This is a genomic window from Bradyrhizobium vignae (assembly GCF_004114425.1).
GTDB lineage: Bacteria > Pseudomonadota > Alphaproteobacteria > Rhizobiales > Xanthobacteraceae > Bradyrhizobium > Bradyrhizobium vignae.
In genome coordinates, this window is the sequence record NZ_RDQF01000105.1 from 1 (window position 1) to 10,693 (window position 10,693).

At 64.3% G+C, this 10,693-nt stretch carries 10 protein-coding genes and 2 pseudogenes; 4 read left to right on the plus strand and 8 right to left on the minus strand.

The window, feature by feature from the left end:
* Positions 1-113 (plus strand): annotated as a pseudogene (locus EAV90_RS38225) (IS5/IS1182 family transposase); the annotation flags it as partial.
* A 26-nt stretch (positions 114-139) separates the two neighbouring features.
* Here EAV90_RS38225 and EAV90_RS38230 read toward each other — a convergent pair.
* Complete coding sequence (locus tag EAV90_RS38230; protein WP_129146379.1) at positions 140-859, minus strand: ribonuclease activity regulator RraA; 720 nt, start codon at positions 857-859, stop codon at positions 140-142.
* A gap of 96 nt (positions 860-955) precedes the next feature.
* Entirely contained in the window at positions 956-2,695 is a 1,740-nt protein-coding gene (araD, locus tag EAV90_RS38235; protein WP_129146380.1) for an L-arabinonate dehydratase, read from the minus strand.
* A gap of 265 nt (positions 2,696-2,960) precedes the next feature.
* Here araD and EAV90_RS38240 point away from each other — a divergent pair, with 265 nt between their 5' ends.
* Positions 2,961-3,380: a response regulator gene (locus EAV90_RS38240; protein ID WP_129146381.1), complete on the plus strand. Its 420-nt coding sequence runs from the start codon at positions 2,961-2,963 to the stop codon at positions 3,378-3,380.
* Positions 3,358-6,963, plus strand: a complete 3,606-nt coding sequence (locus EAV90_RS38245; protein ID WP_129146382.1) for a PAS domain S-box protein — start codon at positions 3,358-3,360, stop codon at positions 6,961-6,963. The genes EAV90_RS38240 and EAV90_RS38245 overlap by 23 nt, the downstream gene beginning before the upstream one ends.
* An 83-nt stretch (positions 6,964-7,046) precedes the next feature.
* Here the strand turns inward: EAV90_RS38245 and EAV90_RS38250 are convergent, their stop codons facing one another.
* The gene (locus EAV90_RS38250) at positions 7,047-7,682 is read right to left on the minus strand and encodes a response regulator transcription factor (RefSeq protein WP_129146383.1); all 636 of its coding nucleotides are present in this window, start codon (positions 7,680-7,682) and stop codon (positions 7,047-7,049) included.
* 149 nt (positions 7,683-7,831) lie between these two features.
* On the opposite strand from EAV90_RS38250, the pseudogene EAV90_RS41070 reads away from it, so the two are divergent.
* Positions 7,832-8,157, plus strand: a pseudogene (locus tag EAV90_RS41070) (hypothetical protein).
* Here EAV90_RS41070 and EAV90_RS38260 read toward each other — a convergent pair.
* The 5 genes from EAV90_RS38260 to EAV90_RS38280 all read right to left on the minus strand — a co-directional run.
* A complete protein-coding gene (locus tag EAV90_RS38260; protein ID WP_129146384.1) occupies positions 8,154-8,657 on the minus strand; it encodes a response regulator in 504 nt (167 codons plus the stop codon). The pseudogene EAV90_RS41070 and the gene EAV90_RS38260 sit on opposite strands and share 4 nt — an antisense overlap.
* A gap of 141 nt (positions 8,658-8,798) precedes the next feature.
* Complete coding sequence (locus tag EAV90_RS38265) at positions 8,799-9,116, minus strand: PilZ domain-containing protein (protein WP_122400451.1); 318 nt, start codon at positions 9,114-9,116, stop codon at positions 8,799-8,801.
* A 2-nt stretch (positions 9,117-9,118) separates the two neighbouring features.
* Entirely contained in the window at positions 9,119-9,997 is an 879-nt protein-coding gene (locus tag EAV90_RS38270) for a CheR family methyltransferase (protein WP_129146385.1), read from the minus strand.
* A 62-nt stretch (positions 9,998-10,059) separates the two neighbouring features.
* Positions 10,060-10,446, minus strand: coding sequence for a response regulator (locus tag EAV90_RS38275; protein WP_129146386.1), 387 nt, complete (start codon positions 10,444-10,446; stop codon positions 10,060-10,062).
* A 32-nt stretch (positions 10,447-10,478) separates the two neighbouring features.
* Positions 10,479-10,693: chemotaxis protein CheW (locus EAV90_RS38280; protein WP_208738585.1), on the minus strand; the 215-nt coding region annotated here is incomplete at its 5' end.

Sequence of the window (10,693 nt, forward strand, 5' to 3'; positions counted from 1 at the left end):
TGTTTTGCCGCCTCAAGGACTTCAGGCGGATTGCGACCCGCTACGACAAGCGAGCCGACAACTTCCTCTCGGCCATCCTCTTGGTCGCCGCCGTTACTTGGTGGATCAATTGAGTCCGGACCCTAGAGCAGTGCGGGCCTTAGCGACCGTTCTTCTTCCGCCATTCCGCGAAATCGGTGAGCGTTTGCGGATCAGTGGCGGGATAGAGACCAAAAATGCCGCGGCCCTTGCCGACCTCCTCGGTGACGAAATCCTCGAACGCAGTCATCTCAAAAGTTTCGTTCGCGATCTCATCGGCGAGGTGCGCGGGAATCACGATCACGCCGTCGGCATCGCCGAGGATGACGTCGCCGGGGAACACCGGCGCATCGCCGCAGCCGATCGGGACGTTGATCTCGATCGCCTGGTGCAGCGTCAGATTGGTCGGCGCGCTGGGACGATGGTGATAGGCGGGGATGCCGAGCTTGGCGATCTCGGCGGAGTCGCGAAAGCCGCCATCGGTGACGACGCCGGCGACGCCACGCTTCATCAGCCGTGTGACGAGGATCGCACCGGCCGAGGCCGCCCGCGCGTCCTTGCGGCTGTCCATCACCAGCACGGCACCCGGCGGGCAATCCTCGACCGCCTTGCGCTGCGGATGGGAACGATCCCTGAAGACGTCCATGGTGTTGAGGTCCTCGCGCGCCGGCATGTAGCGCAACGTGAAGGCCTCGCCGACCATGGTCGGCTGGCCCGCGCCGACGGGATGCACATCCTGGATCATCTGGATGCGCAGGCCGCGCTTGAACAAGGCGGTGGCGACCGTGGCGGTGGAAACGGATTTGAGCTTGTTGCGGGTGGCTTCGCTGAGTTTTGTCATTTGTATATCCTCATCTGTCATTCCGGGGCACTCGCGTTAGCGAGTGAACCCGGAATCTCGAGCTTCCGGGTTCGCTTCGCGCTCCGGAACGACGCATCAATAAATCGACGGCTCGCCGATCGGCGCGCCGAAACCGGTCTCGAGGAAATCGAAGTCGCAGCCGTCATTGGCCTGCTTGATGTGTTTTGTGAACATCCAGCCATAGCCGCGCTCGAATCGGCGCTCGGGCTGCTTCCAGGCGGCGCGGCGTTTTGCCAGCTCGGCTTCGGGGACATCGAGATTGATGGTGCGTGCGGCAACGTCCAGCATGATGCGGTCGCCGTTCTGCACCAGCGCCAGCGGGCCGCCGATATAGGATTCGGGCGAGACGTGCAGGATGCAAGCGCCGTAGCTGGTGCCGCTCATGCGCGCGTCCGAGATGCGCACCATGTCGCGCACGCCCTGCTTCACCAGCTTGGTCGGGATCGGCAGCATGCCCCATTCCGGCATGCCCGGCCCGCCCTGCGGCCCCGCATTGCGCAGGATGAGGATGTGATCCTCGGTGACATCGAGATTGGGATCGTCGACTGCCTTCTTCATCGAGGGATAATCGTCGAACACCAGCGCGGGGCCGGTATGCTTGAGGAAGCGCGGCGCGCAGGCGGAGGGCTTGATGACGCAGCCGCCGGGCGCGAGATTGCCCTTGAGCACGGCGAGCGCGCCTTCCTTATAGATGGGATTGTCGACGGAGCGGATCACGTCGGCATTATGCACCTCGGCGCCCTCGATGTTCTCGCCCAGCGTCTTTCCGGTGACGGTGATGCAGTCGAGATGCAGATGCGGCTTGATCTGGCCCATCAGCGCCGGCAGGCCGCCGGCATAGAAGAAATCTTCCATCAAATACGTAGCGCCGCTGGGACGGACGTTGGCGATAACGGGCACCTTGCGGCTGGCCTTCTCAAAATCGTCGAGGCCGATGTCCTGGCCGGCGCGGCGGGCCTGCGCGATCAGATGGATGATCGCATTGGTGGAGCATCCCATCGCCATCGCCACCGCAATCGCGTTCTCGAACGCCTTGCGGGTCTGGATCACCTTCGGCGTCAGATCCTCCCAGACCATCTCGACGATGCGGCGACCGCATTCACTGGCCATGCGGATGTGGTTGGCGTCGGCAGCCGGAATCGAGGAAGCGCCGGGCAGCGTCATGCCGATCGCCTCGGCAATCGCGGTCATGGTGGAAGCCGTGCCCATGGTCATGCAGGTGCCATAGCTGCGGGCGATGCCGGCCTCGATATCGAGCCAGTCCTTCTCAGAAATCTTTCCGGCACGGCGCTCGTCCCAGTATTTCCAGCCATCGGAGCCGGAGCCGAGCGTCTTGCCCTTCCAATTGCCGCGCAGCATCGGGCCGGCCGGCAGATAGATCGCCGGGACGTTCATCGAGGTCGCGCCGAGCAGCAGTGCCGGCGTGGTCTTGTCGCAGCCGCCCATCAGCACAACGCCGTCGACGGGATGGCTGCGCAAGAGTTCCTCCGCGTCCATCGCCAGCAGATTGCGATAGAGCATGGTGGTCGGCTTCAGCAGCGATTCCGACAGCGACAGCGCAGGCAATTCCAGCGGCAGGCCGCCGGCCATCAGAATGCCGCGCTTGACGTCGTCGACACGCGACTTGAAGTGCATGTGGCAGGGCTGTGCGTCCGACCAGGTGTTGAGGATCGCGATGATCGGGCGGTCCTTCCACTCCTCGGGCGCGTAGCCCATCTGCATCGCGCGGGAGCGGTGGCCGAACGAGCGGAGATCGTCGGGCGCGAACCAGCGCGCGCTGCGGAGCTGGTCGGGTGTCTTTTTCTTGTTTGTCATTTTGTTTCTTGTCTGTCCGGAGGATTCGCCCTGCTCTTCTCACAGGCTGTCCATCGCCGGCAAGGCGCCGAGCAGGACAAAGGCGAGCCTCTGATATGCACTCAGGCGTGCATACCCGCCGCTGCACCGCAATAAATCGGCGCCTCCGGCCGGAGCGGCTCCGAAGTGCTTGCCGGCAGACGAGAATCCGCGCAACAGTTTCATACCTTATGGCTTGATTTGCGGTCGCTGGGGCATTCCCATCCGATATCGGAGGATTTCAGACGTGGCCAACATCCTGATCGTGGATGACGATCCGGCCGTACAGATCACCATCCGGCTGCTGCTGGAACGGGCTGGTCATCACGTGACGGTCGCCGGCGATGGCCGCAAGGGGCTGGCGTTGTTCGAAGCCCTCCAGTTCGACCTGCTGTTTCTCGACATCTTCATGCCCGGCATGGATGGACTGGAGACGATGCGTCACATCCGGGCGCTGGCCCCGGCCATTCCGATCGTCGTCATCTCCGGCCGTTCGGCTACGCCGGATGCGTATGCCGAGCCGGACTTCCTGAAGATGGCGACCAAGCTCGGCGCGTTGGCAAGCCTGCGAAAGCCGTTCCGACCCGGCGCACTGCTTGCCGTGGTCGATGATTGCCTGACCGCGGGCGAGCCGGAGGGGGCCCATGTCCGCTCCGGCCGCCGATGACAAGAACACCTCCTCTTCAAGGCAGAAACGGCGCCGCGCCACGGCCATTCCTGCGAATATCCCCATGAGACTTGCGACGACGCTGGCAACGCGGCTGGCCATCGCGATGATCCTGCTGGTGGCGGTCACCGTGGCTGCAGTCGGATGGCTCGGCTATCGCAACACCACACAGGCCGTCATTCCGCGGGTGCTGGAGCGGGTCGAGGCCCAGTCGCGCCTGCTCGCAGCCAATCTCGAATCCTACGTCGCCGGTGCTCGCGGCGATTTGACCGGCTATCGCTCCGCCGCGGCAATCAATGGCCTGATCCGCGCTCACCTCGGTGGAGGAATCGACGCTTCCGACGGCGTCTCCGAGAAAACCTGGCGCGAGCGCATCGCGGCGCGGCTTGTCGCCGAGATCGATGCCAAGCCCAGCTATGGGCAGTTTCGCATCATCGGTCTCGACGATAACCAGCGCGAGCTGGTCCGCGTTGACCGCTCCGGCCCGAATGGAACGGCCCGGATCGTCCCCGACGACGAACTGGAGAGCAAGGGCGAGCGAACCTATTTCCAGGAAACGATACGGCTGGCGCCGGGCGATATCTATGTTTCGCCCGTCGATCTCGCCACGCGACAGGGCGGGACCACGGAGCCGCACGTTCCGACTCTTCGCATCGCGACACCCCTGTTCACGCCGGATAACAAGCCGTTCGGGATCGTCATCGCCAATATCGACATGCGCCCGGCGCTCGACCGCATCCGCGCAACCAGGAATTCGGGAGGAGAGCTGTACGTCGTGAATTCGCGCGGCGACTATCTCGTCCACCCCGACCGCACGCGGGAATTCGGCTCATTGCACGGCCATCCCACCGATTGGCGCAATGACTTTCCGTTCTTCTCGGCCCTCGCCGGCACGTCGGACGTAGCCACGCGGCTCACAACGGATGAGTCGGGCCGGCCGAGCGGTGCGGCCATCGCGCCGGCACGGCTTGCGAGCAAGGAATGGGTCGCCATCATCGTGACCATTCCCCCGTCCGTCTTCGGCCACGTGCCGGCCGCCATTCAAAAAACGTCCCTGCTCGTCGGCGTGCTTGCCGTTCTCGCCGCGGCCGCGCTCGCAGTTCTGCTGGCGCGCTCATTGACCCGCCCGATCGGGCGTCTGACCAAGGCGGTGGAGGCCATCGGCAGCGGCCGGCCGGCGGACATACCCGTCGATGCCAGCGGCGAGACCGGCGTGCTGGCGCGGGCCTTTGCCCAGATGGTCGAGGAAACCCGGGCGAAAACGGCCGCGCTCGAACGAGAGGTCGAGGAGCATCGACGCACCGAGGCCGCGCGAAGCCATCACGCGGCGCGCGAGAACCTGTTCAGTGCCGCGGTGGAATCGTCCGACGATGCGATCGTGATGCAGACGCTCGATGCCATCATCACGGGCTGGAATCCGGCCGCCGAGCGTCTTTATGGCTATTCGGCGGATGAGGCGATCGGCAAGCCCACGTCGATCATTGTGCCGCCCGATCGCCGCGAACATGGCAAGGACTATTTGCGGCGGATCGCGCGGGGCGAGCCGATCGAACGCTTCGAGACGGTGCGCCTGCGCAAGGACGGAACGCCGGTCGAGATTTCGCTCGGCCTGTCGCCGATCAGGGGACCGTCGGGCGAGATCATCGGCGCCTCCGGGAGCGCGCGCAGCCTGACCGAGGCGCGGCGCGCCGAGCGGGCGCTGCAGCAGCAGCTCGAAGAGCGGCGCCAGATTTTCGAGACGTCGCAGGACCTGATCATGATCATGGATGCGCGGGGCCATATCGCGCAGATCAGTCCGAGCAGCGAGACCATTCTCGGCTATCGGCCGGACGAGATGATCGGCCGCAGCGGCGCCGACTTCATTCATCCCGACCATCTGGAGCAGTGCCGCGCCGAGATGCGCGCGATGCGCCGCGGCGAGCGCATCAAGCTCGCCGACACCCGCTGCTTCCACAAGAGCGGCCGCGAGGTCTGGCTGTCCTGGCTCGGCAGCTGGTCCGAGCCGGCGCATCGCTTCTTCTTTGCGGGACGCGACATGACCGAAGCGCGGCTCGCGCAAGAATCGCTGCGCGAGAGCGAGCGGCTGGCCCGCAACATCGTCGAGACCTCGCTCGACGCCTTCGTGCAGACCGACGAGACCAGCAACATCCTGAACTGGAACTCGCGGGCCGAGCAGCTGTTCGGCTGGCGCCGCGACGAGGTGCTCGGCAAGAACACGATCGATCTCATCGTCGCCGAGAGTGAACGCGAGAGGGTCAGGGCGGGGCTGAAGCAATTCCTGGAGAACATGGACAGCAGGATGCTGAACCGCCGCCGCGAGCTGATGTGCCGCCGCCGGGACGGCAAGGAATTCAAGGCCGAGCTGAGCGTCACCGCCCTGAAGCGCCGCGAGGGCCTGCTGTTCAACGTCTTCTACCGCGACCTCACCGACAAGATCGCCGCCGAGGAGCGCATCCGCCATGCCGAGAAGATGGAGGCCGTCGGCCAGCTGACCGGCGGCGTGGCGCATGACTTCAACAACATTCTCACCGTCATCACCGGGACGATCGAGATTCTCGCGGAGGCGGTCGCGAAGGAGCCGCAGCTTGCGGCCATCACGAAGATGATCGACGAGGCCGCCGCGCGCGGCGCCGATCTGACCCAGCACCTGCTCGCCTTCGCACGCAAGCAGCCGCTCCAGCCGCGCGAGATCGACATCAACTCGCTGATCGTCGACACCGCGAAACTATTGCGGCCGACGCTGGGCGAGCAGATCCAGATCGAATCGGTGTTCGAGGACGAGAATTGCGTCGCGATCGTCGATCCCAACCAGCTCACCACCGCGATCCTGAACCTCGCGCTCAATGCTCGCGACGCGATGCCCGGCGGCGGCAAGCTGATCCTGGAGACCGGCGCCGCCTATCTCGACGAGGCGTATGCCAGCGCGAACGACGTGCCGCCGGGGAACTATATGCTGATCGCCGTGAGCGACACCGGCACCGGGATTCCTGCGAACATGTTGACCAGGGTGTTCGAGCCCTTCTTCACCTCGAAGGGACCGGGCAAGGGCACCGGGCTCGGGCTTTCGATGGTCTACGGCTTCATCAAACAGTCCGCAGGTCACATCAAGATCTACAGCGAGGAGGGCCACGGCACCACGATCAAGATGTATCTGCCGCCCGGCAAGACGCCGACAGCGGTCGGCGAGGGCGTGACGCCAGCGACGATCGAGGGTGGACACGAGACGATTCTGGTCGTCGAGGACGACCGGTTGGTGCGGGACTACGTGCTGGCCCAACTGCATTCGCTGGGTTACGTCACCTTGCAGGCCGCAAACGCCGCCGAGGCGCTCGCGATCGTCGCCGCCGGAAAGCCGTTCGACCTGTTGTTCACCGACGTCATCATGCCCGGCAAGATGAACGGACGGCAGCTCGCCGACGAGCTTCAGAAGACGCGCCCCGATCTGAAGGTGGTCTACACGTCAGGCTATACCGAGAACGCGATCATCCACCACGGCCGGCTGGATTCGGGTGTTCTGCTGCTCGCAAAGCCCTATCGAAAATCGGATCTGGCGCGGATCATCCGCAAGGCGCTGCAAGCATAGGGCGCCATCGCGTGTCCCGGCTCGGCAGTGCATCACTACGTGACGCGCCGCGTCCGGGGCACGAGAGAAAAAGACCTTGCGAGCTACGAGGCGCGCTGGGCCGCGGTCATCACGATGCGGATCAGGTCGGCGGCGTTGCGCGCGCCGAGCTTCTTCATGATGTTGGCGCGGTGGTCCTCGATCGTGCGCGGGCTGATGCCGAGCGTGCGGCCGGCTTCCTTGTTGGAGGCGCCGGAGGCGAATTGCTCCAGCACCTCGCGTTCCCTCCGAGTCAACGGCTCGCGTCCGGGGAAATGCAGCGAGCCGAATTTCGGAGACGCGTTCTCCGCCTGCCTGCGCGCATAGGCGCCGATCGCCTCGTCGAGCCGGCCGACGATCTCGCTGCCGCGGAACGGCTTCTCGATGAAGTCGAGCGCGCCGCCCTTGATCGCGCCCACCGCCATCGCGATGTCGCCCTGCCCGGAGATCATGAAGATCGGCGCCGGATAATCCTCGCCCTGCAACTCCTTCAGGATGTCGAGACCCGACTTTCCGGGAATATGCACGTCGAGCAGGATCGCAGCCGGTGTGCGGTTTCGCGCGACGGAGAGCAGCGCTGCGCCGTCCGCAAAACAGATGACCTCATAGCCCGCCGCCTTCAACACCATCGACAGGGTGTCGCGGACGGCAGGGTCGTCGTCGACCACGAAGATTTCACCGCGAGAGCTTTGTTCGGCCATTTGCCACATCCGGTTGGCATGAAGGACTAGCGTCCGCGCCAACACTTGTGGCGTTCGGCGCGGATTCGGCCCACCCGTATTTGTACGGGACATGGACTTAACGCACAAGTAGCGGCATGGCGCCTAATTGCATCAGACGGAGAATATCCATGCTGAATTTGGCCGATACGCCGCCTCCTGTCGCAATGCCCGAAAGCGAGAGCCGTGAGTTGATTGCGGCAGACCTTCGCTTGCTGATCGCACAGATCGAGACCAGCATGCGCCGGATCGCCGCGGCCATGGACCAAAACACGGCAGCGATCCGGAAGGTTCCGCGGGCGTTTTCTTGCTCGACGACGTCACGCCCCGTTATGCCATCGCGAACGCGGCCCTCAACGCCTGCCTGGCGGGCCTCGGCCACGCCCTGCAATGCCTGTCGGAATCCGGAAGCGCGGCGGGCGACCGCGCCCGATCGCATGGCAGCTCCGCGCTTTAGGCGCGGTGCCGTTCCACGATCGCGTCGTTGGCGACACCACCCCAGGTGTGGATCGCCGGCAGCCCCATCGCGGTCTTGCCCAGATTGGCGAGGCTGATGCGCAGCGCCGCGAGATCCAGCGGCTTCGGCAAACTTTGAAGCTCGATCCCCACGGAACGGGCGAAGCTGCGGGCGGCACTGCGGCGCTTGCCGTCCATGCCGCTGATGACGATCACGGAGCCGGTGAATTTCGCGCTCGCCATCTCGCGCAGCACGTCGATGCCGCCGCCATCCTCCAGCACCAGATCGAGCGTCACGCAATCAAAGCGCCCAGCGCGCAGCTTCTCGATCGCATCCGCCACGGATGGCGCCACGGTGACTTCGTGGCCGGCCTGCTTGGCCGCGACCGTGATCAGGCGGCGCTGCGTGGCGTCGTCGTCGACCACCAGGAGCTGAAGCGCACGCCGCTCGGCGACGTCGGGCAGGTTTGACGGGATGGGGGAAAGAGGACTTCTGGGCATTGCCGTATCCTGAGATTGAGACCTTCGATGGATACACGGGTCGCGCTTAGGCCGCGTAAAGCTGCTGCGGCCAATTGATTCGGATATTTTCAGCAATTGTGAAACAAGGTGTCGAAAAAAGCGGCGACGGCTGCGGCCAGATCACGCCGCGGCGTCGTGGCCGCCGGCGCTACCGCGCTTCTTCCTGTTCTTGCCGCGCAGGAACTGGATGTCCATTTCGGCGCCGTTGACGCGGACCAGCTCGCAGCGACGGTAGGCGAGGCCCGTCGACGACAGCAGCAGGAAAAACTCTTTCAGGTTCAACCCCTGGATCGAGCCCTCCACCGTGAGAACGGCGTCCGTGTCGGAGATCGCGTTGAGCTTGCAGTCACGCCGCCAGGTGCCGTCGATAGCCATGATGCAGACATCATAACCTCGGCTGAACGTCACGCGCTCCGCGCCCTTGCCATCTTCAGCCATGCTTAGCGTCCCGCCATCGCCGCCATGCGCGGCGCCACTGCGGCGAGAACCGGCTTGGCCGCTGCCGCACGCGGGTCGTTCGGCCTGTAGAGGCCGCGCCGCTCCGCAATTGGCCTGAACGTATCGGTCAGTCCGACCACGGTTTCGGCGGCGCCCAGCACCAGGAAACCATCCGGCTCGATCTGGCGCGCCAGACGGTTGAAGATGTTGATCTTGGTGCCCTGGTCGAAATAGATCAGCACGTTGCGGCAGAATATGACGTCGAAGGTGCCGAGCTGGGCGAAATCGTGCAGCAGGTTGAGCTGCCGGTGCTGGACCATCGCCCGCAATTCGGGATTGATCTGCCAGGTCTCGCCGATCTGCTTGAAATGCTTCACCAGCATCTGGATCGGCAGACCGCGCTGCACCTCGAACTGGCTGTAGACGCCGGCCTTGGCCTTCTCGAGCACCTCCTGCGACAGGTCGGTGGCGATGATCTCGACGCGCCAGCCGGTGAGGGCCGCGCTCATCTCCTTCAGGCACATCGCAAGCGAATAGGGTTCCTGGCCGGTCGAGCCGGCGGCACACCAGATCCGCACGCTGCGTTTGCCGGCGCGCGCCTTGATGACCTCCGGCATGATGTGGTCGCGGAAATGATCGAAGGGGACCTTGTCACGGAAGAAGAAGGTCTCGTTGGTGGTCATGGCTTCGACCACGTCGGTGATCAGCGCGCGCGAGCCGGCTTGCAGCTTCTGCACCAGTTCGGCGATGCCGGAAAGCCCGGCCTTGCGGGCGAGCGGCAGCAGGCGGCTTTCGATCAGGTATTGCTTGTCTGCGGACAGGTCGAGACCGGAATTATCTTTCAGAAACTTACGCAGATACTCGTACTCGGTCGGGGTCACGGATGGCCTCTTCGAAGCTGTACTGGAAACACTCTGGCCCAAACACTTTGGGCCAGACACACTCAGACCATGGCTTGTCCGACCGGGATCAAACCAACTTCAGCGAACTTGTCGGCGATGATGTCTTTGTCGAAGGGCTTCATGATGTATTCGTTGGCGCCGCCAGAGAGTGCCTGAGCGATATGCGCCACGTTGTTTTCGGTGGTGCAGAACACGACCTTGGGCTGATCCCCGCCGGGCAGGCGGCGCATGTGGCCCATGAACTCGAAACCGTCCATGACCGGCATGTTCCAGTCGAGCAGCACGGCATCGGGCAGCTTGCGCCGACAGATCTCGAGCGCCTTCGAGCCGTCCTCGGCCTCGGTCACCTCGAATTCCAGGCCTTCCAGGATCCGGCGTGCGATCTTGCGTACGACGCTGGAATCATCGACGACCAAACACGTTTTCATTTTGGTTCTCCGGCTTCGATGTTTTCGTTGGCTTACGCCGCCATCTGCACTTTGGTTTCGAGCTCGAGGACGCGATCGACGTCGAGGACGACCATGAGCTGGCCGTCGAGGCGGTGGACGCCGCCGGCGAGCTTGGCCATGCGGGGGTCGAGGTTGACGGGGTTCTCCTCCTTGCCGTCCTCGGGCAGGCGCAGCACCTCGCCGATCTGGTCGATCAGGAGGCCGTAGGATTCGCCGCGCAGGTCGA

Bases quoted from the DNA above. Each gene is read 5' to 3' on its own strand.
- araD (WP_129146380.1), bottom strand. From the start codon at position 2,695: ATGACAAACAAGAAAAAGACACCCGACCAGCTCCGCAGCGCGCGCTGG.
- EAV90_RS38275 (WP_129146386.1), bottom strand. From the start codon at position 10,446: ATGAAAACGTGTTTGGTCGTCGATGATTCCAGCGTCGTACGCAAGATC.
- EAV90_RS38230 (WP_129146379.1), bottom strand. From the start codon at position 859: ATGACAAAACTCAGCGAAGCCACCCGCAACAAGCTCAAATCCGTTTCC.
- EAV90_RS38260 (WP_129146384.1), bottom strand. From the start codon at position 8,657: ATGCCCAGAAGTCCTCTTTCCCCCATCCCGTCAAACCTGCCCGACGTC.
- EAV90_RS38245 (WP_129146382.1), top strand. From the start codon at position 3,358: ATGTCCGCTCCGGCCGCCGATGACAAGAACACCTCCTCTTCAAGGCAG.
- EAV90_RS38250 (WP_129146383.1), bottom strand. From the start codon at position 7,682: ATGGCCGAACAAAGCTCTCGCGGTGAAATCTTCGTGGTCGACGACGAC.
- EAV90_RS38265 (WP_122400451.1), bottom strand. From the start codon at position 9,116: ATGGCTGAAGATGGCAAGGGCGCGGAGCGCGTGACGTTCAGCCGAGGT.